We start from the raw sequence: 21,972 nt of genomic DNA, 5'->3' as shown, positions 1-21,972 counted from the left end.
TCTCCGCGTCCGGCTTCGCGTCAGGCCTGGAAGCCCGCGCCCACCGCCAGCGCGAGCAACCCGATGACGCCCGCGGCGATGGCGGCGTAACGCCACTCGCCGCGCAGGCCCAGCACGGTGCCCGCCATCGCCAGCCGCGCCACCGGCGTCACCAGCAGCATGGACGCCGCGCCCTTGCGCAGCAGGTCGATGGCCACGTGCACGGACTCGTCGCGCGGCAGCAGCTCCAGCGCGAGCGACGCGACGAACATGCACCCGCTGGTGATGGCTCCGGTGCGCAGCACGCGGGCGATCCACCGCTCTCCGGCGGCGAGCCTCCTGGCCCCCCGGCGCTCGCGTGGGAGCGCCTCCGGCTGGGTGATGGGTTCCTGCTGGAGCTCCCGGGGGAACTCCGCGTCCAGCGCCACCGACCTCGCCCGTGCATTGCGCGTGGGCGGCCCCACGTCCTGCATCATCACCGACGGGTGGACACCGGGTATTTCAGGCTCTGCTTCACTCATTTCCATACGCTCGGCCACAACCCCTCCCCTCCCTTCCACAACATCTGTCCGGCCACGATGAACAGGACGGCCGCGAAGAGCTTCTTGAGCACCGCGGTCGGCGTCTTCAGCATCAGCTTGCTGCCCACGGAGGCTCCGGCCAGCACCCCTACGACCAACGGCGCCACGAGCCCCAGATTCAATTGGCCGCGCCAGGCGTAGGCCGCGACGCTCGCCGCGCCGGTGACGCCCACCATCAGGTTGCTGGTGGCGCTGGCGACCTTGAAGGGCACGCGCATGCCGTAGGTCATCAGCGGCACCTTCAGCGGGCCGCCGCCCACGCCCAGCAGCGCGGACAGGCCGCCCGCCACGAAGGAGCCGGAGATGCCCAGCGGGTAGTTGCCGGGGACGTAGTTGGCCGCCGTCGCGGGCTCCTGGCGCGGGGTGCGCAGGAGCATCATCTGGAGCGACACGAAGAGCGTGAAGAGGCCGAACACCACGGCCACCATCGCCTCCGCGACGAAGGCGGCGACGAGCCCCCCGACGATGGCGCCCAGCACCGTGGCGAGCTCCAGCGTGAGCCCCAGCCGCAGGTCACTCAGTTTGTTCTCCACGTAGCTGGCGGCGGCGGCGCAGGAGTTGGCCACCACGCACATCAGGCTCGCGGGGACGGCCTGCTCCAGCGGGATTCCGAATCCCAACACCAGCGCGGGCACCAGGACGATGCCGCCCCCGATGCCCAGGAGCGCCCCCAGACCACCCGCCAACACACCCGCCGCCATGAGGAGGAAGACCGTCATTCCCTATCGAGGATAGGAGGCACTCCCCGCTTCGGATAGCGCCACATCCCCGAGGGCAACCTGCTCGATCGGTTGGATGCCCTGCACGCGAACACGGCACCGGGACGCGGGCCGTGTGGATCCGTTCACTACGCGGCGGTGGCGCCCAGCGTGCCCTCTGGAAACTCCTCCATGAAGCGCGCGCGCGTGCGCGGCGTGTAGGTGCCGCGCGCCATGTAGCCGTGCAGCTTCTTGATCAGCCCGCGCGTCACCTCCAGCGCGGCGTCCAGCTCCACCGCGAAGTCAAAGTGATCATTGCGGTACAGCTCCTGGAAGGAGAGCTGCGAGTACGCCGGGAGCGCCCTCATGCGGCCGAGCGGGCTGGAGAGGAAGAGGCCGGAGACGTAGAGGCCGCGCACCCACCCGTCCAGCTGCGCCTTGGTGGGGGCCTGCCCCACGCGGTCCTGCGACGCCAGCCGGACCAGCTCGTAGATGCCCCGGCCGATGCCGCGCAGCGGGATGCCGGAGCTCTTCACCACCTGGAACTTCTCGCGGATGCGAGAGGTGCCCACGCCGTCCGTGCCGTCCTGTTCGCGCAGGAAGAAGAGCGTCTGGGCCCACTCCACCTGACGCCGTGCGTCCCAGGCCCGCTCGCCCTTGCGGCGGTGGCGCAACACCAGTGCGTCCACCAGCGGGTGGAGGCGCCGGTCCAGGCTCAGGTGGGTGAAGTAGCCGGCCAGGATGGCCAGGCCGGCCTCGGTGCCCACCAGGGCCCCGGAGGCCACGAGCTCCGCCATCTTCAGGCCCAGGCCCACCGGGGAGCGCTCGTGGTACAGCCGCGCGAAGGGGGGCCAGCCGGTCTCCGGCTGCATCAGCACGCCCAGGCCCCCGCGCACGCCCTCGCACAGGGGCAAATCCGGCAGCGCCGCGCCGAAGCGCGCGTAGGGCAGGTCCTCGGTCAGCGCTCGCACCCAGTCGGCGGGGAGCCCGTCCGGATGGGCTGCCAACCGTTCGATGGCCGTCAGATGAAGCAACAGGGTGGGCATTGGGACTGCACAGCTATCCAGCGCGCCGGGCCATTGCAATGCCCGAGTGGCAACCAGCGCTTTGCGAGCAACACGGCACGCGTCTACAGTCGCGCCCCTCGGATCACCCCCTTCCTCTCCAGGAGTCCAAGTCGCCATGCAATTCAGTCTCGTCTCCGGTGAAGCCGCGCCGGTGAGCGGTGAGCTGCTCGTCATCCCCCTCTTCGAGGGCGAGCTGGGTGATTCCGCCCCCGCGCCGCTGGCCGCCGCGGACTCGGCCCTGGAGGGCAAGCTTCGCGCCGCCGCCACCCAGGAGGGCTTCAAGGGGAAGGCGGACCAGTCCTTCCTGATGCACACCCTGGGGAAGCTGGGCTCCGACCGCGTCCTCTTGCTGGGCCTGGGCAACCGCGCGCGCTTCCAGCCGGAGGTGCTGCGGCTGGCCGCGGGCCGCGCGGCGAAGACGGCGCAGCGGTTGAAGTCCCCCGCCATCGGCTTCCGCGTGCCCGCCACGGACGACGCGGCGATGGCCGTGCGCGCGGTGGTGGAGGGCCTGGAGCTGGGCGTCTACCGCTTCGACAAGTACAAGTCCGCCGCGCGCGAGGACAAGGGCAGCCCCAAGCTCACCCGCGCCACGCTGTCCCTGCCGCAGGGCACGGAGAAGTCGCGCGCGCTGGACGACGCGCTGCACCTGGGCCTGAAGCTGGCGGAGGCCGTCAACTGGGCGCGCGACCTGGTCAACGAGCCCCCCAACGTCGTGACGCCCATCAAGCTCGCGCAGGCCGCGCAGCAGGCCGCCAAGGAGGGCGGGCTCACCGCGGAGATTGGCGGGCGCAAGGAGATTGAGCGCCTGAACATGGGCATGTTCCTGGGCGTCACCGCCGGCAGCGTGCAGGAGCCCCGCCTCATCCACCTGGTCTACACGCCGAAGAACGCGAAGGACGCGAAGCGCCCCCCGCTGGCGCTGGTGGGCAAGGCCATCACGTTCGACTCGGGCGGCCTGTCGCTCAAGCCCACCGAGGGCATGGTGGAGATGAAGACGGACATGGCCGGCTCCGCCGCGGTGCTGGCCGCGATGAAGGTCATCGGCTCCGTGGTGAAGCCGCCCTTCCCCGTGCACGCCTTCATCGGCGCGTGCGAGAACATGCCCTCCGGCACCGCGTACAAGCCGGGTGACATCCTCACGGCGCGCTCCGGCAAGACGGTGGAGATCACCAACACGGACGCGGAAGGCCGCCTGGTGCTGGGCGACATGCTCACCTGGGCCTGCGAGCACGAGCCGTCCGCCATCATCGACCTGGCGACGCTCACGGGCGCGTGCATGGTGGCGCTGGGCAACTACATCGTGGGCGCCTTCGGCGACGACGACGACACGGTGAACAGCGTGCTCACCGCCGCGCGCGCCGCGGGCGAGGAGATGTGGCGCCTGCCGGTCAGCGACCTGCAGAAGGACGCGCTGCGCTCCGAGGTCGCGGACATGAAGAACTCCGGCGAGCGCTGGGGCGGCGCCATCAACGCGGCCCTCTTCCTCAAGGAGTTCGTGGGCAACACGCCCTGGGTGCACCTGGATATCGCCGGTCCGTCCAACAGCCCCAAGGAGCGCGGCTACCTCAACAAGGGCGGCACGGGCGTCGGCGCGCGCACGCTGGTGGAGCTGGTGCGCCGCCGGGCCACGGAGGTCGCCTCGCAGCCGGAGCCCGTGAAGGCGGAGGCTCCCGCGAAGGCGCCCAAGGCCGCCAAGGCCCCGAAGGCCGCCAAGGGCAAGCCGGCCCGCGCGTAGTCCCCCCGGAGTCTCCGAGCCTCGGGGCCTCATGGCCCACGCGTGAGCCGCGTGGGCCTCTACGGAGTCCGGGGCGTGGCGCGCACCGCCACGCTCGGCTCCGGGAGCGGACGGACGCCGGCCATCAGGGCGTCCACGCTCTCCGTGATGTCGGCGGAGGCCTCCGTGGGCCAGGTGGCCAGCATCATCAGCACGCGGCCGGAGTTGCCCTCGCGCACGGCCACCTTGCCGCGCACGCCCTCCCCCACCTGGAAGTCGAAGCCCACGGCGTTGTCCGACAGCGCGATGGGCTGCGGATCCGTGGTGGTGAAGCCCGGCTGCTGGCGCAGCCCCTGCGTCAGCCGCTCCGCGAACTGGACGGGCGTGGCCACGCCGGGCGCCACCTGCAGCACCACCTGGGCCCCCGTCACACGGTGGCGCAGGATGACGGGGATCGCCAGCCCCTCCGGGGTGCGCTCGTTCGTCTCGTCCAGCTGCCACTCCGCCGTGGGCCGGACGATTTCGAAGCCCAGGTCCTCGTCCACGTAGCGCCGCGTGGTGGACGCGACGGCGGACTCGTCCGAGGCCCTGCCCGAACCGCCCGTGCCGGGCTCCGCCTTCGTCACGGCCGTCCGGGACGCGCCACACGCCGTGCTCAGCAGAAGCACTCCCCACCCCAACATCCGCATCGCGCCCATGTCGCTCGTCCCCCGCCAGCCACCAGCCGTGGCGAGGAACGTGGCCACCCACCCCGGGGCACGCCAGGGGCACATGGGGGCGGTGTACGCTGTCCGACGGAGGAAACTTCCCGCCCGGGGCCCGGGCTACGTCAGGCCGCCCTGGAGGGTCCGGTAGGTGTTGGCCAGTCGCTCCGCCACGTCCGCCGGCAGCACGTTGCGCGCGGAGAACAGCGCGTAGGACACGAACGCGTCCAGCGCCTCCAGCGCCATGGCCCGCCCCACCGCCTCGCCGCCGCTGGTGGACACGTTGGCGCGCAGCCGGGCCACGTCCACGCGCCCGTCCGGCCCCAGCGTGACGCCCTGGTAGGCGTTCTCCAGCCCCGGGGGCGGCGACTCCACGAAGCCGCGCAAGAGGTCCACGTCGCGGCCCGCCTCGCGCAGCGCGCGGTGCACCAGCGACAGCAGGAGGTTGTAGCGCTCCTCCGCGGACAAGAGCTCCCAGGCCATGCCCTCCACCGCGGGGCCCGGGGCCACGGGCGCCTCCGCGGCCCGGACGGCCAGGTGGCCGCCGCGCACCGCCTCCTCCACGCCGCTGTAGAAGGCGTACTGGCTGCCCGCGTAGGCGGCCTTCAGCGCGCCCAGCGTCGTGCCCTCGCCCAGCTTGGCGAACAGGGCCTCCTCGCCGGGCAGCGCGCCCTGGGGGCCGGGCGTCACGCGCATGTCGTCCGGGAAGCGGCGGCGCAGCCGGCCCGTCTCCTCCGCGCGCTTGATTCCGGTGAGCACCAGGTCGCGCGTGCGCTCCGGCAGCTTCACCGCGTCCACCGCCGGGGCCTTCGCCTCCAGGAAGAGGAAGCTGCCCTCCACCATCTCGAAGAGGTTGAGCACCACCTCGCGCACCACGAACGTCATGGCGCTGTAGAGGCTGGCCTCGGACACGAGCCCCTGCGACGTGAGCACCTGGCCAATCCGGCGCGCGGGCGTCACCTGCGCGAGCGCCTGGGTGAGCTTCGTTTCCGTCAACAGGCCCAGCCGCACCATCACCGCGCCCAGCCGCTCCCAGCGCTCGCTGGAGGTGGCGAACACCACCTGCCCGTCGCGGAAGGCCACCGTGCGGCGCACGCTGGCGTGCTGCACGACGAGCTGGCCGGTGCGGATGCCCGAGAGGATCTGGGCGAAGACCTCCTCGACCGAGAGCGTCCCCAGGCTGCCGGCGAAGAAGCCGGACGCGCCCTGGGACTCCGGGAGGAGCACCAGCCCCTCCGGCGCCAGGAAGTGCGCCGAAAGGGGCCGGGTGGGAGAGACGACGGCGGCGAGCGGCCGCTCCAGCTCGAGCGAAGCCGCCTCACCGCTCACGCGGGGCGTGGCCCTGGGTTTGGACGCCACCGCAGCCCTCCCTCACTGCGCTTACGGGACTACTTCGCGCCCTTGAGCTCCGCGTCGATGACGCTCTTGAACTCGTCGAAGGGCTGCGCGCCCGACAGCATGATGCCGTTGATGAAGAACGCCGGCGTGCCGCTGACGCCCACCTTGGAGCCGTCCGCCTGGTCCGCCTTCACCGTCGCGGCCTTCTCGCCGGAGTCGAGGCAGGCGTTGAACTTGGCGGTGTCCAGCTTCAGCTCGCCCGCGTACTTCTTCAGGTCATCCACGCCCAGCGCCTGCTGGCTGGCGAAGAGCTTGTCGTGCATCTCCCAGAACTTGCCCTGGTCGTTGGCGCACAGCGAGGCCTCGGCGGCCTTCTGCGCCTGCTTGTGGAAGTCCAGGGGGAACTGACGGAACACCAGGCGCACCTTGTCGCCGTAGGTCTTCGTCACCTGGTCCACCGTGCCGATGGCGCGGCTGCAGAACGGGCACTGGAAGTCGCTGAACTCCACGATGGTGACGGGCGCGCCCTCAGGACCCTTGGACGGGCCGGTGGCGGCCACCTGCTTGCGCTCCGCGGGCGGGCGCGGGGGCTCGGGCAGCTCGTACTTCACGTTGGCGCCCTGACGGAGCGAGTCGAAGAACTTCTGGGCCTGCTCCTGCTTCTGCTGGCCGGACAGGAAGTCCACGATCTGCGGCTTCATCTGCTCGTAGGTCGCGCCCGGGGGCAGCTGGCCCTTGGCGCCCTCGAACACTTCCTTGATCTTCTCTTCCGGAGGCGCGGGGATCTTGTCGTCGATCTCCGCCTTGAGCAGCTGGTCCTCGGTGATGCCGCGCTTCGTCGCCTCGGCCTTCACCAAGCGCTCGGTGACGAGCCCTTCCAGGCCGCGCTTGCGCAGCTGGAACTTCTGCTTGTCCAGGTTCGCCAGCGGCTCCTTGATGCGCTCGTTGAGCTCACCGAAGGTGACCTTCTCGTTGTTGCCGAAGGTGGCCACCACGGTATCCGGCGACGGCTCCGCGGCATTGGCGGCCTGGGCCTGCGCGGCGGGCGCCTGGGCATTGGCCGGCGCCTTCTCCTTGTTGCAGCCGGCGGTGAGGGATGCCGCGAGGAGGGCGGCCAGGGCGATGCGAGTAGAGCGCATGGACATAGGCCGCCGACTTAATAGAGGTCCTCGGGGCTGGCAAGGAATTGCCAGCCCGGCGTTCAGGCGACCAGGGGCTCCAGCTCCAACGCGCCCGCGAGGCTTCCACGGCCCGACTCACGGCCCTCCACGTCCCGGCGGCGCGCGGTGACGATGTCGAAGCTGGAGGGGTCCGCCAGCACCTTGCGCACCAGCTTGTGGTTGAGCGCGTGCCCCGTCTTGAACGCCGTCATGTGGCCAATCACGGGCCGGCCGAACAGCGACACGTCGCCGATGGCGTCCAAAATCTTGTGGCGCACGAACTCGTCCGGGAAGCGCAGCCCGTCCGGGTTGAGGATGGCGGCCTCGTCCACGACGACGGCGTTCTCCAGCGAGCCGCCGCGCGCCAGGCCCAGCGTCTTCAGCTTCTCCACGTCGCGCAGGAAGCCGAACGTGCGGGCGCGGGAGATTTCGCGCGAGAAGCCCCGGTCGTTCACGTCCACGTCGAAGGACTGGCCCTGGATGACGGGGTGCTCGAAGTCGATGGTGCAGCTGATGCGGAAGCGCCGCGCGGGGGTGAGCGAGGCCTGCTTGTCGCCGTCCTGCACCACCACGCTCTTCTTGATGACCAGGTACTCGCGAGGCGCGTCCAGCTCGTGCGACCCGGCCTCCATGATGGCGTGGGTGAAGGGCGCCGCGCTGCCGTCCATGATGGGCACTTCCGGCCCGTCCAGCTCCGCGCGCACGTTGTCGATGCCCAGCGCGGCGAGCGCGGACATCAGGTGCTCCACCGTGCCCACCTTCACGCCGTCGCGGCCCAGGGAAGTGGCCAGCGACGTGTCCACCACGTACTCCGCCAGCGCGGGGATGCTCACCGGGCGCGCCAGGTCCGTGCGGACGAAGACGATGCCATGCCCCGCGGGCGCGGGCTTCAGGGTCAGCGTCACGGGCAACCCGGAGTGGAGCCCCACGCCGCGGCAGATGGCCGGCTGGGAGAGGGTGCGCTGGAAGTCGGTGAACTGGAGCATGTCGGTGTCGCCTCTGGGGACTGCTTCTTGCTGACGCACGCGGGGTACGGCCCCGTCAGGCCGTTCCACCGCGGTCTGACGCGGTGCACATAGGAGCAATCAACATGCCACGGGGTCGTGACACAAGGATTGCGGTGACGGGTTCCCCTGCCCTTCCCAACCCCCTGGAACTGCTGGAGTTCCAGGGCCCGGGACGGGGTACGGCCTGGACCGGGGCGCGGACACCCCTCTTGGGAAACCCACCACTGCTCCTCCCACCGTGACAGCGATGTCCGGAATCCATCCTTCGGACTCCGGCACCCCCGGACGGTTTCGAGCCAACCGGGAGTGCGTGTCACCCACGCGACAGGGGCGCGTCTCTATCGCAGGCGAGTGCCCGGAAGCAAACGCAGTCCCTGGACTCACGGGGAGTCCGGGGCTTGACGGAATCCCTGTCCGGGAGGGTGGGTCAGCGTCCGCCAGGCGACAGGAAGCGATCTCTCAGGGCTTCCGCGTCCGGCCGGTCGAAGCCGCGGCCCTGGAGGAGGGAGCGGCGGCTGACGGCGTGGAAGGTGGTCTCCAGCGTCTGGGAGAAGCGGCGGAGGTCCTCCGCCAGGCGGCTGCGGATGCCGGGGCCCTCCGGGGGCCAGGGCAGCTCCACCAGCAGCGAGGTGAAGCGGTCGAAGGCGTCGTAGTCCGCGTAGCGCAACAACTGGTAGCCGCCGTCGTGGAAGTAGTCGAGGAACGACTTGAGGGCCTCCAGCACGCGCTCGGCGGACACCACGTCGTCGGAGCGCAGGTGGCTTTCGGCGGCGCGGCAGAGCTGGGCGTAGACCCACAGGTCCTTGCGCAGTCGCAGCGCTGCGTCCTGGGCGCTGGTGAGGTGGGCGAAGGCCTCCTCCCCCAGCGCGCCGTTGGGGGCCAGCGCGTCCAACAGCGCGACGATCTGCTGGCGCAGCAGCGTGGTGAAGGCCTCCGCGGCGCGCAGGGGGGCGGCGGGGTCGCGGTCCAGGTCCACCAGCACTTCCCGGGCGATGCGGTCCGTCTCGCGGGCCAGGTCGCGCGCGGCGCGCAGCGTGGCGGCCTGGAGGGGCCTGGTGCCCGCCTTGGGGGACAGCTCCGTGTGCAGGTAGCTGGCGACGGCGGACACCTCGCCGCGCACCAGGGACAGGAGCACGCGCACGCGCCGGGGCACGGGCGGCTGGGACTCCGGGTCCACGTGCGTCAGGTAGTGCAGCACGCGGAAGAGGCCCAGGAACGCGGTGGTGAAGAGGGGCCGCGTGTCCGCGGGCAGCGTGCCCAGGACGTCCAGCAGGCGCACGGAGCGCAGCCGGTCGTACTCGACGCGGAACTCCAGCGGGCGGAAGGGGCGGAAGTAGCGGTTGAGGACAATTTCCCGCAGCGTCAGCTTGCCCACGTCCTGGAACAGCGACAGGCCGATGAGCGGCAGCTGGAGCAGGTTGTCGAGCAGGTTCTTCAGCGCGTCGAAGGCCTCGCGCACGACGAAGAGGCTCTCCGGCGGGGTCTCCTGGTCCAGCTCCTCTTCAATCAACAGCCGGCGCACGCGGTCGTCCGCGAGCTGGGTCTCCACGTACTTGCGGAAGACCATCTTCGGGTCGCTGTCCGGGTCCTGCAGGTGCCGGGCGACGCGCACCGCGCGCTCCATGGCGTCGCGCACGTCCACCAGCTCCTCGTGGAAGTCGCGCGTGACCAGCGGACGGGCGCGGGCGTCCACCACGGAGTTGTGGAGGTTCAGGTAGCGCTCCACGGCGCGCAGCCACATCTCGAACTCGAAGAGCAGCTCCTCGCGGCCCTCCACCGGAACGCCGCGCAGCCAGCGCTCCCGCTCCGCGAGGAAGCCCGCGCGCGTGGCCTGCGAGGCGCGCATCAGGTCGCCGTAGTAGTCGCGGGAACCGGGGAGGACCGTGGGCACGGCGGGCGCGGAGGCTTGGCTCATGGCGGAGGAGGTGGGGCTAGAAGAGGGTCCCCTGTGGGGTGGGGGGCGGCGTCTTCTTGAAGTACTGGTAGGTGCGCAGCGTGGCGGTGCGGCCGCGGGGCGTGCGCATGAGGAAGCCCTCCTGCATGAGGAAGGGTTCGTAGACGTCCTCGAGGGTGTCGCGCTGCTCGCCCACGCTCGCGGCGATGGTCTCCACGCCCACCGGGCCGCCGCCGAACTTCTCCAGGATGGTCAGCAGGATCTTCCGGTCCATCGCGTCCAGGCCGCTGGCGTCCACGCCCAGGCGGCTCAGCGAGTCGTGCGCCAGGTCGTAGGTGATGCGGCCGTTGCCCTCCACCTGGGCGAAGTCGCGCAGCCGGCGCAGCAGGCGGTTCGCGATGCGGGGCGTGCCGCGCGAGCGGGTGGAGATTTCACGGCTGGCGGCGCGGTCCATGGGCACGCCGAGGATGCGCGCGGAGCGGTCGAGGATCTGCTCCAGGAACTTCGGCTCGTAGTACTCCAGGCGCTCCTGAATCTGGAAGCGGTCGCGCAGGGGGGACGTGAGCAGGCCCGTGCGCGTGGTGGCGCCCACCAGGGTGAAGGGCGGCAGATCGATCTTCATCGCGCGGGCGGCGGGCCCGGTGTCGATGGTGATGTCCAGCCGGAAGTCCTCCATCGCCGGGTAGAGGTATTCCTCCACGGCGGCGTTGAGGCGGTGGATTTCGTCGATGAAGAGGATGTCCCGCTCGTTGAGGTTGGTGAGCAGGCCCGCCAGGTCGCCCTTGCGCTCCAGCGCGGGGCCGCTGGTGACGTGGATGCCCACGCCCAGCTCGTTCGCGATGAGGTGCGCGAGCGACGTCTTGCCCAGGCCGGGGGGACCGGAGAACAGACAGTGGTCCAGCGCGTCACCCCGGCTCTTGGCCGCGGCCACGTACACCTTGAGCTTCTCGACGACCGCCCCCTGCCCCACGTACTCGTCGAAGGTGCGCGGGCGCAGGGAGGCCTCCAGCCGGATGTCTTCCGGCTGAACATCTCCCGAGAGGGTGTCGTCGGACTTCCTCGCCATCGCCATTGCGACCCTATACAGCGAAGGGGCCACATGTCGCTGCCCTTCTGGCGGCGCTAGACTCGGAGTGGCACGCCGACCGGCCAGCCAGGGGGCCTGTCCCCCTGCCCGAAGGGAGTCGCGTCATGATTTCCGCTTCCGCCCCGTTCCGTCCCCTGCCCCTGTTGCCCGAGGCCCGCGCCGAGCGTTCGCCCGGTCCCCGGTTGCAGAAGCTGCGCCGCGCCGCGCTGGAGGCCCGCGAGGCCTTCGTCCGGGAGGGCCCGGTGGCGGCGGTGGCCACCCGCGACCTCATCACGTTCCCCTACCCCACCCTGTTCGCCTTCAGTGGCGCGGCGCTTTCCCCGGCGCCGTACGTGATGATGACCAACCGCATGCAGGTGGTGCAGTTCGCGGAAGGAGGCACCGGCCAGCGGCGCACCCTGCTCTTCAACCCCACCGACTACGAGCGGGGCCACGCGGCGCCCTTCTACCGCGCGCTGCGCGAGCGCTACGGCGCGTTCCTCTCCGACAAGGTGATGTCCACCCGCCACGGCACGGTGCAGGGCCACCTGGAGCAACTGGGGCTGACGCCGTCGGACGTGGACTACCTGGCCTTCGACCACCTGCACATCCAGGACCTGCGCGGCTGGCTGGGCGGTGAGGGGAAGCCGGGCGTCTTCCCCCGGGCGAAGCTGCTGGTGCAGCGCGCCGAGTGGACCATGGTGAAGCACCTGCACCCCATGCAGCACGTGTGGTTCGTGCCCGGCGGCACGGACGTCCCCGAGGAGCGCGTGGTGCTGCTGGACGGGGACACGTGGCTGGGCCAGGGCGCGGCGCTGCTCAGCACGCCCGGCCACACGCAGGGGAACATGTCCCTGGCGGTGGCCACCGCGAATGAAGTCTTCGTGGTGAGCGAGAACGGCGTGAGCACGGAGAGCTTCACGCCGCTGTTGTCGCGCATCCCCGGCGTGCGCCGCTTCGCGGAGCAGATGGGCTGGGAGGTGGTGCTCAACGGCAACACGCGCGAGGACTCGCTGGAGCAGTACGCGTCCATGGTGGTGGAGAAGCTCTTCGCCGGCCCGTCCGCGTATGACGCGTCGTTCGTGAACTTCCACCCGTCGTCGCTGCTCACCGCGCACCTGCTGGCCCCGGGCCTGGGCCCCACCGTGGTGCTGCCCGCGCCGAACACGGGCGGGCTGCACCCCACGCCCGCCATGCGGCGCGCGGCCTGAGCGGCTACGGACGGCCGCAGCGGGCCGCGGGGAGGAACGGCAGCGCCCAGGGCTCCTCGCCCTGGATCGGATCCGTGGCCAGGAAGAAGACGTGGCTGCCCGCGCGCACGAACCCGCGCGGATTCGCGCTGAGCCCCGCGGGCGCGATGTCGCGCATCGGGTCCACGTGGCCCGGGGCGCCGTTGGAGTACCAGGCCTCGCGGCCCCGGCCGGCCGTCGTCGCGGAGAAGAAGAGCCACCCGTCCGCCTGCGCGAAGGCCATGGGGGTGCTGCCCACGGGGCCCGGCTCCAGGTCCTGCACGAGCACCGTGCCCTGCGCCGTGCCGTCCGTGCTCCACAGCTCGCGGCCGTGCACGCCGTCCTCCGCCGCGAAGTACAGCCGCCCGCCCATCACCGTCAGGCCGGAGGGCTGCGAGCCCAGGGGCCCCGGCCGCACGTCCTTCACCAGGCGGGTGCCCTTGCGCGTGCCGTCGCTCTTCCACAGCTCGCCGCCGTGGAGCAGGTCGCCGGGCTCGCCGAAGAAGCCCTCCGCGCCGGCCATGAAGTACACGCTGGTGCCCAGCGGCGTGAGCTCCGACGGGTAGTCCCCCGGGACGTGCACCAGCGGGAACGTGGTGAGGGGCTGGCCCCGCGTCACCCAGAGGTCCGCCTCGCCCAGGCCCGGGTCCACGAGGAAGAAGAGGCGATCGCTCCCCGCGGGCGTCAGCGCGAAGAGCACCGTCCAGGCCGGGCCCCGGAAGAGCACCCGCGAGGCGCCGGTGCGCGCTTCATGCACCCACAGCGTCACCGAGTCGTCGCCGTACGCCACCAGCGCCAGCCTCCCGTTCCACTCCGTCAGGTCGTCCAGGAACAGCGAGTTCGGCCCGGGCGCGAACTCCTGCGTGAGCTGCGTGCCCTTCGCCGTGCCGTCGGTGCTCCACAGCTCGCGGCCGTGCACGCCGTCATCCGCGGTGAAGTACAGCCGCGCGCCCACCACCGTCAGCCCGTCCGGCGCGCTGCCCTGCGCCCCGGGCCGCAGGTCCGCCACCAGCACCGTGCCCGCTTCCGTGCCGTCCGTGCTCCACAGCTCCGGCCCGTTCACCCCGTCGTCCGCGACGAAGAACAGCCGCCCGCCCATCCGCGTGAGGAAGCGCGGCGTGCTGCCATACGCCCCGGGCCGCAGGTCCTTCACCCGGCGCGAGTCCGTGCTGCTCCCGTCCGTCACCCACAGCTCGTTGCCAGCCACGCCGTCATCCGCGCCGTAGAAGACGCGCCCGTCCACCTCCACCAGCTTCTCCGGCGCCGAGCCCTCCGCGCCGGGGCGCAGGTCCCCCACGGGCCGCGCCGACGGGCCACACGGCTGCGCCCCTCCGGAAGCCGCCGCGTCCACCCCCTCCTCCATCGCCGCCGCCGCCTCGCCCCACGCCGCCCCAGCCTCGCCGTCCGCCGCGCCACAGCCCACCCCGATGACGCCGGAGAGCAGCAGCACGAGGACCGGAACACCACGCCACGCCGCCATCGCACATGCCTCCTCGGGGCGGCGCGGTCCTGTCCGGACCGCCGCACCAGTGCTGGAAATTGATGTTTGCAGCGGAATGGGCCAGCTCATGGCCGGCCAGGATGGCTCAAGGGTGTCGAACGGTGAGCGCCGTGGATCGCCAGATGACGTCGGACAAACGGAGGAGCCGTTCGTGGGGAGACGTCAGCGGATTCCTACGGGAAAAAGACTTGCGCGTATTTTCCGAGGATTTCCAAGCCCCTGGAGCACCGCGTCTTGCCCCATGGGGCGGGCGCGGTGTCCGGAAGTCAGGGGCTGGAGCGCAGGGACTTGAGGGCTTCGCGGAAGAGGGCCTGGAAGGTGGCGTCCGGGCCCAGCCGCTCGATGACGACGTCCGCGGCCTTCTCCGCCTGGGGCTGCTTGTAGCCCAGGTTGAGCAGCGCGGAGACGAGGTCGGCCTTGTTGCCGGAGGTGACGGGCGCGCGGGGCGTGGTGCCGCGCGCGATGCCCTCCGAGTGCAGGTTGCGCACCTTCTCCTTGAGCTCCAGCACGAGCCGCTCCGCGGTCTTCTTGCCCACGCCGTGGATCTTCGCGAGCCGGGCCGTCTCCCCGCGCGACAGCGCCGCGATGAGCTCGCCCACCTCCATGCCGGACATCACGCCCAGGGCCATGCGCGGGCCGACGCGGGACACGGTGTTGAGCAGCTGGAAGAGCTCCTCCTCCTGGGGGGAGAGGAAGCCGAAGAGCTCGAAGGCGTCCTCGCGCACCACGGTGCGGATGCGCAGGTCCACCGGCTGGCCGTCCGCGGGCAGCTTGCCCAGGGAGACCATGGAGAGGTTCACGCGGTAGCCCACGCCGTTCACGTCGATGACGGCGTCCTCGGGGCCCTTCTCCAACACGTTTCCACGCAGCCGGGCGATCATCGACGGGCCTCCGGGCGCTGGTAGGCGGACGACAGGCGGTCCGCGAGCACCGACGCGGCCCCCTTGCGCTTGCCGTTGCCGGGCGCGCTGGCGCGGGGCATGCCCACGCGGAACTGGTTCAAGTGGCACAGCGCGACGGCGAGCGCGTCGCTGGCATCCGCGCGCTCCAGCGTCGCTTCGTCCACGCCGAGCAGCGTGCGCACCATGCGCGCCACCGCGTCCTTGTTGCCCGCGCCGCTGGCGCCCACGGACTTCTTCACGCTCGCGGGGGCGTACTCGTGCACGGTCAGGCCCGCCTGCGCCGCGGCCAGCAGCGCCACGCCGCGCGCGTGGCCCAGCACCAGGGCGCTGCGGGCGTTGCGGAAGGTGAAGAGGCCTTCCACGGCCACGGCCTCCGGCTGGTAGCGCTGGAGCGCGGCGCTCAAGGCGGCGTGCAGATCCTTCAGGCGCTCGGCGAGGGGCGCGGACTCCACCACCTTGATGACGCCATGGCCCAGGTGCACCAGGCGGCCCTTCTTCTCCTCCACCACCCCGAAGCCCATGAAGCGGCTGCCAGGGTCCACGCCGAGCACGCGCACCGGCCGTTCCTTTCCCACGCGCCCCTCAGGGGCTCACGTGGACAGCGACTCCATCAGGGACTCGTCGATTTCGAAGTTGGCGTGCACGTGCTGCACGTCGTCGTTGTCGTCGAGCGCGTCCATCAGCTTCAACAGCCGCTTCGCGTTGTCGCCTTCCACCTTCACGGTGTTCTGCGGCACGAAGGTCCACTTCTGTTCGCCCAGGGGCAGGCCCGCGGCCTCCAGCTTCGCGCCCACCGCGTGCAGGTCCGCCGGGGCGGTGCGCACCTCGAAGCCGTCCGGCCCCTGGTCCACGACGTCCTCCGCGCCCGCGTCCAGGGCCTGCTCCATCACCTGGTCCTCGGTGGGGCCGGGCTTCACGGTGATGACGCCCTTCTTGTGGAACATCCAGCCCACGGCGCCTTCCGCGCCCATGTTGCCGCCGTAGTTGCCCAGGAGGTTGCGCACGTCGCTGGCGGAGCGGTTCCGGTTGTCGGTGAGGCACTCGATGATGAGCGCGACGCCGCCGGGGCCGTAGCCCTCGTACGTCACCTCTTCGTAGGACTCGCCGGCCAGCTCGCCCGTGCCCTTCTTGATGGCGCGTTCGATGGTGTCGCGAGGGATGTTGGACTCGCGCGCCTGGGCCACGGCCACGCGCAGGCGGGCGTTGCTGGCCGGGTCACCACCGCCCAGCCGCGCGGCGACGGTCATCTCCTTGATGGCCTTGGAGTAGAGCTTGCCCTTGGCCACGCCCAGGACGGCGTTGCGGCGCTTGAGTTTCGACCATCGGTTGTGACCGGACATGGCGGCGGCTTCGGCGAGGGGTGGACGGGCGTTCAGCCCGTGGCGCTCCCGGCCTTGTGCCCCGAGCAGGCCGCCCGAGTCAAACCCCTACGACGCGTCCGGCTCCGTGTCAGGCGCCAGGACGGGCTCGAACAGGCGGGGCGGTCCCGCGCACTCCCGGGCGCGCTCGCGCTCCTCCACCAGGATGGCGGGCACCAGCACGCCCAGCATGAACAGCCGGGTGGCGGCCTCGTAGGCCAGCGCCTCCGGGAAGCGGCACTCCAGCAGCATCGCGCGCACGGTGCGCCGGCCGTCGAAGAGGCGCACCACCTGCTCCACGTCCTCGGGGAGCGAGGGCAGCTCCTGCGCCAGCCGGCTGAAGTCCACCGTGAGCCGCGCCGCCAGGGGCAGGCCCCGGACGCGCAGCTGTTCGAAGCGCTCCAGGCCGGGCACCACCTGGTCGCACAGGAACGGGCGGTCCAGGGTGAGAGTGCCCCGGTGCAGCTCCGGGCCGAACGTCACCGTGTACGCGCCCGCGCCGAAGCACAGCAGGCGCCGGAACGCGAGGCTGCCGCGCTCGCCGTGGAAGCTGGCGTCCACCACCAGGCCGTGGCGGAAGACGAAGGCGCCGGTGTCCTCGGCCAGCACCACCCGTCCGGAGCGCACGCCGGACAGGAGCGCGCGCACCAGCCCCACCAGGGGCAGCGTCGCGGTGTGCGCGTCGTAGACGTCCTCCTCGCCGCGCCGTCCCGTCTTGAGCCGGGCGAGCACCGCGACGTCGCGCGCGTCCACCGGCTCCACCAGGTACTCATCCGCGCCCACGCCCGCGGCCAGGTCGCGGTGGAACTCCTCCGGTTGCCGCGCCACCAGCAGCACCGGCAGGTGCGCGGACCTCGCGTCCGCCCGGAGCACGCCGCAGAGGCTGAAGCCGTCGCCGTCCGGCAGGTCCGCGTCGATGATGACCAGCCGGGGCAGCGTCAGCGACGGACCGGACCGCACCGGGTCCGCTTCCCGCTCCGGGTCCGGCCGCGACACCCCCGCCTCCACGCCCAGCAGGGCCAGCGCCGCGCGAGCCCCCTCCACCTGCACGGGCTCGAAGCCCTCCGCGATGAGCGCCTCCGTCACCGCCGGCCGCGCCGTCTCGCCCACCAGCAACACCGAGCCCGACCCCTCACCCGGCAGGGCGAGTGTGTCGCGACCTCCCAGCGGCGTGGAGGTTCCAGGGGGAGGTGCGACGTGCAGGTAGGCAACCATGGATTCCCCATTCTTCCAGGGAACCCGAGCGAATGCACAACCCCCCTCCAAGTCCCTGGATTCGTTGGGTTTTGGCCAGGCCGTATCCCACGCTAGGGTGCGCGCCCATGACGCGCCTCGGACCGCTGCTTGCCCTCCTCGTCGTGCCCGCCCTGGCCCTGGCCCAGGACGCCGAAGTCTCCTTCTCGCAGGAGGACCCGCTGGGCTCCGTGGTGGCGCCGGTGATGCTGCCCGCGGGGGCGACGGCGCTCTATGGCTACACGGGCGCGCCGGAAGTGGGGCTGGGCTTCCGGCAGGGGCTGGGCGCGCTGGAGGTGGAGGCGCGGGCGCGCTTCGACTGGTTCAAGCTGGGCGCGTCGTTGGAGCTCGTGGGCCGCAAGGAGGTGGTGCGGCGCGGGTCGTTCGGGCTGGCGCCGACGCTGGGCGTGGGCCTGGTGCTCAACTCCGGCTCCACGTACATGGACGACGACAACTTCTCCGGCGTGCTGGTGCGCATCCTGCCGGGGCTGGTGGCGGGCTACCGGGTGGCGGACACCGTGGAGCTGCTGGGGCTGGTGGACCTGCCCATCGACCTGGGGCTCACCGGCGACAAGCAGCGGCGCTTCCAGGCGCTGGGGGGCCTGGGCGTGGAGGTGTACCTGGGCGGCAACCTGTCGCTGCTCGCGGCGGGACAGGTGGGCGTGGAGACCTTCCAGGAGCGCACGGGCGCGGGCCACACGCGGCTGGGCCTCACCGGGCGCGTGGGCCTGGGCACGCGGCTGTTCTAGAAGTCCCTAGAAGTCCGGCGGAGGGCTCTGGCGCGGCGTGCCCATCAGCTCCAGCGTGCGCAGCGCGACGCGGATGAGCGTCTGGGCGCACGGCTCGCAGCCTCCGCCGCAGCAGTGCGGCCAGCGCCCTTCTGGGTTGCGCAGGAGCGGGCGCACGCTGGACTGGTAGTAGCTGGGGAGCTGGTGCTCCGCGCTCGCGCGCGAGAGCGCGTCTTCGAGGGCCAGGGGCGAGGGGGCGGGAACGTCGGACACGCGCCCGTTCATACCAGCCACCGGGGGCCTTGTCAGAGCAGAGAGGTCTGCGCCGGGGCCTCGGGCGCGGCGCCGTCCGCGGGCTGGCAGTGCGCGCACCAGTGCGTGTTGCGGCCCCCGATTCTCAGGTGCGACACGGGCGTGGCGCAGCGGGGACAGGGCGCTCCCGTCTTGCCGAAGATGTTGCGCCGGTGCTTCGCCTGCCCCTGCACGCCGAACAGGTCGCGCTGCGTGCCGCGCAGCCGCAGCCCCTCCTCCAGCACGTCGCGGATGCCCCGGTGCAGCCGCACGATTTCGGAGGGGGACAGCGACGACGCCAGCCGCCGGGGGTCGATGCCCGCCGCCCACATGCTCTCGTCCGCGTCGCGGTTGCCCAGGCCCGCGAGCACGCGCTGGTTCAGGAGCACCGTCTTGAGCGCGCTGCGCCTGCGCCGGAGCAGCTTCGCCAGCATCTCCGCCGTGAAGGCCTCGTCGAGCGCCTCCGGCCCCAGCTCCTCCAGCTTGAGCTGCGTGGCCAGCATCGCCGTGGGCCCCAGCGCCACGCGCGCATAGCCCAGCGTGTCGGTGAGCTGGAGTTCCTCGTTGCCCTCCAGCGTGAGGACCACGAGCGTCGCGGGAGGCCGCTCGCTGCCGGAGGGCCGCAGCTGCAACTCCCCCCACAGCATGAAGTGCAGCGCGAGCGTCTGTCCGTCATCCAGCGTCAGCAGCATGAACTTCGCGCGCCGCTCCGCGTTGAGCACCTTGCGGCCCCGGAGGTTCTGGATGAAGTCCGGCGGCGAGGCGAAGCGCACCGCCGCGGGCACCAGTACCTCCGCGTCCACGAAGCGGCGGCCCACGACGGCCTGCTTCAGGTCCCGGACGATGATCTCCACTTCAGGAACTTCGGCCACGCGCAGCCTCCCCCACGGGTCACAACGTAGGAAGGATGCGAGGTAACGCCACGGGTTGCCTCCCGCTGGCGGAGGTACCTCGTCCGTCCGCCGGGCATCCGGGCGGACGAGGCACCGTCCGTGCCCTGCCCCGTCTCAGGCGCGCACGGTCACTTCGTGCACGTCGTGCTCCACCTCGTGCACGTCCATCTTCACGTCCAGGAAGTGCGCCATCGTGTCGCGCTGCGTGAGCGCGTGGCTGTCCAGCGCCAGCGTGCGGAAGCTCCCGCCCTTCGCCAGGGCACACAGCAGGAGGAGCTGATCACACAGGTGCTCGCCCACGGGCACACCGGCGTCCAGGTAGCGCTTCACCTTCGCGGCCACCTCCTCGCCCACGACCTCCGCGCGCTTGCCGCGCTCACCGAAGCCGGTGAAGACCTCCGTCACGTGCTCGCTCTCCACCTCGACGCGCAGCACGTTGCCCGGGCCGAAGGCGCGCTTGAGCTCCTCCGGCCGCTGCTGATCCGGCCGCAGCTTCAGCACGGCGGCCACGGTCTCCAACTCGCGCTTCGCCACGTCGAAGGGGATGGCCGCCACCTGGGCCACGGCCTCCGTGCGCAGCACCCGGCCGCGCTCCATCAACTGGAGCGGCTGGAGCTTCGCGGGATGGATGTCCACGCGGAAGCGGCCACCGCCGGCCGGGTAGAAGCCGGGCCGCTCCAGCGTCACGTCCACGCGCGGACCCATGCGGCGCAACAGCGGCAGGTACGCCTTCTCCAGGAAGTCGAACGGCGGCGCCGCCGGGTTGTGCGTCCCTCCCTCCAGCATCAGCGTGGAGACCCCTTCCGCGTGCAGCAGCGCGGGCAACACCGTCTGGAACACCAGCGTCGCGCTGCCCGCCGTGCCCACCGCGAAGTGGTAGTTGCCCGCCGTCAGCGCGCGCGGGTGGAAGGACAGCTGCCTGGAGCCCAGCTCCGCGCCCGTCACCTCCGCGGCGCCCACGGCCTCCGCGGCCTTGAGCGCGGTGAGGTGCTGGCGCAGCAGGCCCGGCTTGGCGCGGCCCGCGCGCACGTTGACCATCTCGAACGGCGTGCCCGTCACCAGCGACAGCGCCAGCGCGGTGCGCAGCACCTGGCCGCCCCCCTCCCCCTGTGAACCATCGATGCGAACCATGTGCGTGGTGCTCCTTTGCGCGCTCGCGGACGGATGCAGCATCCCATCCCTGATGACAAAAAATAGCGGCGCCCGCTCCCCCACCTTAACGGCCGCTCGCGCGGACCTCTTCGGGGGAACGGGCGCCTCGGTGGCTTCATCCCGGCATGTGCACCTCCGCGGGGCGGCGGGTGGGTTGTGCTTCGGCTATCCCTTCACGCACACCACCTGCTTGAGCGTGTGGACGACCTCCACCAGGTCCGCCTGCGCGGCCATCACGGCGTCGATGGGCTTGTACGCGGCCGGCGTCTCGTCAATCACGTCCACGTCCTTGCGGCACTCCACGCCCTCGGTCGCCTTCGCGTGGTCCTCCAGCGTGAAGCGCTTCTTCGCCGCTTCCCGCGACATCACGCGGCCCGCGCCGTGGCTGCACGAGTGGAACGCATCCTCGTTTCCCTTCCCGCGGACGATGTAGGAACGGGCCCCCATGCTGCCGGGGATGATTCCCATGTCGCCCTCGCGCGCCCGCACCGCGCCCTTGCGGGTCACGAAGCAGTTCTTTCCGAAGTGGTGCTCGCGCGAGATGTAGTTGTGGTGGCAGTTCACCGCGGACTCGGACAGCTCGAACGGGGGCAGCTCACCGCTCGCCTTCAGGGCCTCCACCGCCGAGTGCAGCATGAGCTCGCGGTTCATCGCCGCGAAGTCCTGCGCCCAGCTCACCGCGAACACGTAGTCATCGAAGTGCTCCGTCCCCTCCGGCAGGTACGCCAGGTCCGCGTCCGGAAGGCGGACGAAGAAGCGCTGCATGTCCTCCTTCGCCAGCTCGATGAAGTGGCTTCCGATGCGGTTACCCACCCCGCGCGACCCCGAGTGCAGCATCAGCCACACACCGTCCGCCTCATCGACGCACAGCTCGATGAAGTGGTTACCCGTTCCCAGCGTTCCCAGGTGCGCCAGCTCCGGCCCACGGCCGATGCGCGGGTGCTTCGCGACGATGCGCGCGTACCCTTCCGCCAGGCGGGCCCAGGCAGCGGTATGCGTCACGGGCGAGTCCTTCCACGCGCCACGGTCATTCCGGCCGCCGTTGTCCGTACGGCCGTGCGGCACCGCCGCCTCGATGGCCGAGCGCACCCCGCGCAGCGAGTCCGGCAGCTGCCCGGCGCGCAGCGTCGTGCGCACGGCGATCATCCCGCATCCGATGTCCACGCCCACCGCCGCCGGCACCACCGCGCCCACCGTGGGCACCACGCTCCCGACCGTCGCGCCGTAACCGCGGTGCACGTCCGGCATCACCGCGACCCACTTGTGGATAAAGGGCAGGCCGCGGAGGTTGCGGAGCTGCTTCTTCGCCTCGTCCTCGAACGGCACCCCCACCGTCCACGCCTTGATGGGGCGGCCCGCTTCGTCCGACAGCACTTCGTAGTTCGTGTTCACGCGGTCCATGGCTCTGCACCTTTCGGTCGTTCGACTCGGGCGCTGTGTCCCGGTCACGTGGGGGAGCTAGAGCAGCCGGCGTGCC

At 71.5% G+C, this 21,972-nt stretch carries 21 protein-coding genes; 3 read left to right on the top strand and 18 right to left on the bottom strand.

Annotated features, from left to right (window positions below):
• Nucleotides 1-20 precede the first annotated feature (20 nt).
• The 3 genes from AABA78_RS20925 to AABA78_RS20915 form a co-directional block, all read right to left on the bottom strand.
• Nucleotides 21-500 (bottom strand): hypothetical protein, encoded by a 480-nt coding sequence (locus AABA78_RS20925; RefSeq protein ID WP_338264995.1) that lies wholly within the window; start codon nucleotides 498-500, stop codon nucleotides 21-23.
• Nucleotides 497-1,279 (bottom strand): sulfite exporter TauE/SafE family protein, encoded by a 783-nt coding sequence (locus tag AABA78_RS20920; RefSeq protein ID WP_338264992.1) that lies wholly within the window; start codon nucleotides 1,277-1,279, stop codon nucleotides 497-499. The genes AABA78_RS20925 and AABA78_RS20920 overlap by 4 nt, the downstream gene beginning before the upstream one ends.
• Before the next feature lie 128 nt (nucleotides 1,280-1,407).
• Nucleotides 1,408-2,304: a hypothetical protein gene (locus tag AABA78_RS20915; RefSeq protein ID WP_338264990.1), complete on the bottom strand. Its 897-nt coding sequence runs from the start codon at nucleotides 2,302-2,304 to the stop codon at nucleotides 1,408-1,410.
• 136 nt (nucleotides 2,305-2,440) lie between these two features.
• Between AABA78_RS20915 and AABA78_RS20910 the strand changes: the two genes are divergently transcribed.
• Complete coding sequence (locus AABA78_RS20910; RefSeq protein ID WP_338264989.1) at nucleotides 2,441-4,060, top strand: leucyl aminopeptidase; 1,620 nt, start codon at nucleotides 2,441-2,443, stop codon at nucleotides 4,058-4,060.
• 59 nt (nucleotides 4,061-4,119) lie between these two features.
• Here AABA78_RS20910 and AABA78_RS20905 read toward each other — a convergent pair whose 3' ends face one another.
• The 6 genes from AABA78_RS20905 to ruvB all read right to left on the bottom strand — a co-directional run bounded on the left by AABA78_RS20905 (nucleotide 4,120) and on the right by ruvB (nucleotide 11,214).
• Nucleotides 4,120-4,737 (bottom strand): hypothetical protein, encoded by a 618-nt coding sequence (locus AABA78_RS20905; RefSeq protein WP_338265147.1) that lies wholly within the window; start codon nucleotides 4,735-4,737, stop codon nucleotides 4,120-4,122.
• Nucleotides 4,738-4,863: 126 nt separating this feature from the next.
• The gene (locus AABA78_RS20900; RefSeq protein ID WP_338264986.1) at nucleotides 4,864-6,102 is read right to left on the bottom strand and encodes a DUF4388 domain-containing protein; all 1,239 of its coding nucleotides are present in this window, start codon (nucleotides 6,100-6,102) and stop codon (nucleotides 4,864-4,866) included.
• A 29-nt stretch (nucleotides 6,103-6,131) separates the two neighbouring features.
• A complete protein-coding gene (locus tag AABA78_RS20895) occupies nucleotides 6,132-7,226 on the bottom strand; it encodes a thioredoxin domain-containing protein (RefSeq protein WP_338264982.1) in 1,095 nt (364 codons plus the stop codon).
• 56 nt (nucleotides 7,227-7,282) lie between these two features.
• A complete protein-coding gene (gene lpxC / locus AABA78_RS20890; protein WP_338264981.1) occupies nucleotides 7,283-8,227 on the bottom strand; it encodes a UDP-3-O-acyl-N-acetylglucosamine deacetylase in 945 nt (314 codons plus the stop codon).
• Between the two features lie 448 nt (nucleotides 8,228-8,675).
• Nucleotides 8,676-10,163, bottom strand: coding sequence for a hypothetical protein (locus AABA78_RS20885; RefSeq protein ID WP_338264979.1), 1,488 nt, complete (start codon nucleotides 10,161-10,163; stop codon nucleotides 8,676-8,678).
• Nucleotides 10,164-10,179: 16 nt separating this feature from the next.
• Nucleotides 10,180-11,214 (bottom strand): Holliday junction branch migration DNA helicase RuvB, encoded by a 1,035-nt coding sequence (gene ruvB / locus AABA78_RS20880; protein ID WP_338264976.1) that lies wholly within the window; start codon nucleotides 11,212-11,214, stop codon nucleotides 10,180-10,182.
• 119 nt (nucleotides 11,215-11,333) lie between these two features.
• Here ruvB and AABA78_RS20875 point away from each other — a divergent pair, with 119 nt between their 5' ends.
• On the top strand, nucleotides 11,334-12,419 hold the full coding sequence (locus tag AABA78_RS20875) for an MBL fold metallo-hydrolase (RefSeq protein ID WP_338264974.1): 1,086 nt from the start codon (nucleotides 11,334-11,336) through the stop codon (nucleotides 12,417-12,419).
• Between the two features lie 4 nt (nucleotides 12,420-12,423).
• On the opposite strand, the gene AABA78_RS20870 is transcribed toward AABA78_RS20875, so the two are convergent.
• The 5 genes from AABA78_RS20870 to AABA78_RS20850 form a co-directional block, all read right to left on the bottom strand.
• Entirely contained in the window at nucleotides 12,424-13,917 is a 1,494-nt protein-coding gene (locus tag AABA78_RS20870; protein WP_338264972.1) for an ELWxxDGT repeat protein, read from the bottom strand.
• A gap of 287 nt (nucleotides 13,918-14,204) precedes the next feature.
• On the bottom strand, nucleotides 14,205-14,819 hold the full coding sequence (ruvA, locus tag AABA78_RS20865; RefSeq protein WP_171412968.1) for a Holliday junction branch migration protein RuvA: 615 nt from the start codon (nucleotides 14,817-14,819) through the stop codon (nucleotides 14,205-14,207).
• Nucleotides 14,816-15,397: a crossover junction endodeoxyribonuclease RuvC gene (ruvC, locus tag AABA78_RS20860; RefSeq protein ID WP_171412967.1), complete on the bottom strand. Its 582-nt coding sequence runs from the start codon at nucleotides 15,395-15,397 to the stop codon at nucleotides 14,816-14,818. The genes ruvA and ruvC overlap by 4 nt, the downstream gene beginning before the upstream one ends.
• A 33-nt stretch (nucleotides 15,398-15,430) precedes the next feature.
• Entirely contained in the window at nucleotides 15,431-16,180 is a 750-nt protein-coding gene (locus tag AABA78_RS20855) for a YebC/PmpR family DNA-binding transcriptional regulator (protein ID WP_120524253.1), read from the bottom strand.
• A gap of 87 nt (nucleotides 16,181-16,267) precedes the next feature.
• Complete coding sequence (locus tag AABA78_RS20850; RefSeq protein ID WP_338264969.1) at nucleotides 16,268-17,413, bottom strand: response regulator; 1,146 nt, start codon at nucleotides 17,411-17,413, stop codon at nucleotides 16,268-16,270.
• A gap of 107 nt (nucleotides 17,414-17,520) precedes the next feature.
• Between AABA78_RS20850 and AABA78_RS20845 the strand changes: the two genes are divergently transcribed.
• Nucleotides 17,521-18,180, top strand: a complete 660-nt coding sequence (locus AABA78_RS20845) for a hypothetical protein (RefSeq protein WP_338264967.1) — start codon at nucleotides 17,521-17,523, stop codon at nucleotides 18,178-18,180.
• A gap of 6 nt (nucleotides 18,181-18,186) precedes the next feature.
• On the opposite strand, the gene AABA78_RS20840 is transcribed toward AABA78_RS20845, so the two are convergent.
• From AABA78_RS20840 to AABA78_RS20825, 4 genes are all read right to left on the bottom strand, one after another.
• A complete protein-coding gene (locus AABA78_RS20840) occupies nucleotides 18,187-18,444 on the bottom strand; it encodes a hypothetical protein (protein WP_338265144.1) in 258 nt (85 codons plus the stop codon).
• A gap of 20 nt (nucleotides 18,445-18,464) precedes the next feature.
• Nucleotides 18,465-19,322 (bottom strand): DNA-formamidopyrimidine glycosylase, encoded by an 858-nt coding sequence (gene mutM / locus AABA78_RS20835; protein ID WP_338264965.1) that lies wholly within the window; start codon nucleotides 19,320-19,322, stop codon nucleotides 18,465-18,467.
• A gap of 135 nt (nucleotides 19,323-19,457) precedes the next feature.
• Entirely contained in the window at nucleotides 19,458-20,474 is a 1,017-nt protein-coding gene (gene rtcA / locus AABA78_RS20830; RefSeq protein WP_338264963.1) for an RNA 3'-terminal phosphate cyclase, read from the bottom strand.
• A 186-nt stretch (nucleotides 20,475-20,660) separates the two neighbouring features.
• Nucleotides 20,661-21,896 (bottom strand): RtcB family protein, encoded by a 1,236-nt coding sequence (locus tag AABA78_RS20825; RefSeq protein ID WP_338264962.1) that lies wholly within the window; start codon nucleotides 21,894-21,896, stop codon nucleotides 20,661-20,663.
• Between the last annotated feature and the right edge of the window lie 76 nt (nucleotides 21,897-21,972).

It is taken from the genome of Corallococcus caeni (assembly GCF_036245865.1).
Lineage (GTDB): Bacteria > Myxococcota > Myxococcia > Myxococcales > Myxococcaceae > Corallococcus > Corallococcus caeni.
The sequence above is the reverse complement of the archived record's forward strand: the minus strand, read 5'-3'. Positions and strand labels throughout refer to the sequence as shown.

Excerpts from the sequence above, each read along its gene's own strand:
- ruvB (WP_338264976.1), bottom strand. The coding sequence starts at position 11,214 with ATGGCGATGGCGAGGAAGTCCGACGACACCCTCTCGGGAGATGTTCAG.
- AABA78_RS20905 (WP_338265147.1), bottom strand. The coding sequence starts at position 4,737 with ATGGGCGCGATGCGGATGTTGGGGTGGGGAGTGCTTCTGCTGAGCACG.
- AABA78_RS20910 (WP_338264989.1), top strand. The coding sequence starts at position 2,441 with ATGCAATTCAGTCTCGTCTCCGGTGAAGCCGCGCCGGTGAGCGGTGAG.
- AABA78_RS20840 (WP_338265144.1), bottom strand. The coding sequence starts at position 18,444 with ATGAACGGGCGCGTGTCCGACGTTCCCGCCCCCTCGCCCCTGGCCCTC.
- AABA78_RS20920 (WP_338264992.1), bottom strand. The coding sequence starts at position 1,279 with ATGACGGTCTTCCTCCTCATGGCGGCGGGTGTGTTGGCGGGTGGTCTG.
- AABA78_RS20885 (WP_338264979.1), bottom strand. The coding sequence starts at position 10,163 with ATGAGCCAAGCCTCCGCGCCCGCCGTGCCCACGGTCCTCCCCGGTTCC.
- AABA78_RS20925 (WP_338264995.1), bottom strand. The coding sequence starts at position 500 with ATGAGTGAAGCAGAGCCTGAAATACCCGGTGTCCACCCGTCGGTGATG.
- rtcA (WP_338264963.1), bottom strand. The coding sequence starts at position 20,474 with ATGGTTCGCATCGATGGTTCACAGGGGGAGGGGGGCGGCCAGGTGCTG.
- AABA78_RS20845 (WP_338264967.1), top strand. The coding sequence starts at position 17,521 with ATGACGCGCCTCGGACCGCTGCTTGCCCTCCTCGTCGTGCCCGCCCTG.
- AABA78_RS20875 (WP_338264974.1), top strand. The coding sequence starts at position 11,334 with ATGATTTCCGCTTCCGCCCCGTTCCGTCCCCTGCCCCTGTTGCCCGAG.
- AABA78_RS20825 (WP_338264962.1), bottom strand. The coding sequence starts at position 21,896 with ATGGACCGCGTGAACACGAACTACGAAGTGCTGTCGGACGAAGCGGGC.
- AABA78_RS20915 (WP_338264990.1), bottom strand. The coding sequence starts at position 2,304 with ATGCCCACCCTGTTGCTTCATCTGACGGCCATCGAACGGTTGGCAGCC.
- AABA78_RS20870 (WP_338264972.1), bottom strand. The coding sequence starts at position 13,917 with ATGGCGGCGTGGCGTGGTGTTCCGGTCCTCGTGCTGCTGCTCTCCGGC.
- AABA78_RS20855 (WP_120524253.1), bottom strand. The coding sequence starts at position 16,180 with ATGTCCGGTCACAACCGATGGTCGAAACTCAAGCGCCGCAACGCCGTC.
- AABA78_RS20850 (WP_338264969.1), bottom strand. The coding sequence starts at position 17,413 with ATGGTTGCCTACCTGCACGTCGCACCTCCCCCTGGAACCTCCACGCCG.
- ruvA (WP_171412968.1), bottom strand. The coding sequence starts at position 14,819 with ATGATCGCCCGGCTGCGTGGAAACGTGTTGGAGAAGGGCCCCGAGGAC.
- lpxC (WP_338264981.1), bottom strand. The coding sequence starts at position 8,227 with ATGCTCCAGTTCACCGACTTCCAGCGCACCCTCTCCCAGCCGGCCATC.
- AABA78_RS20895 (WP_338264982.1), bottom strand. The coding sequence starts at position 7,226 with ATGTCCATGCGCTCTACTCGCATCGCCCTGGCCGCCCTCCTCGCGGCA.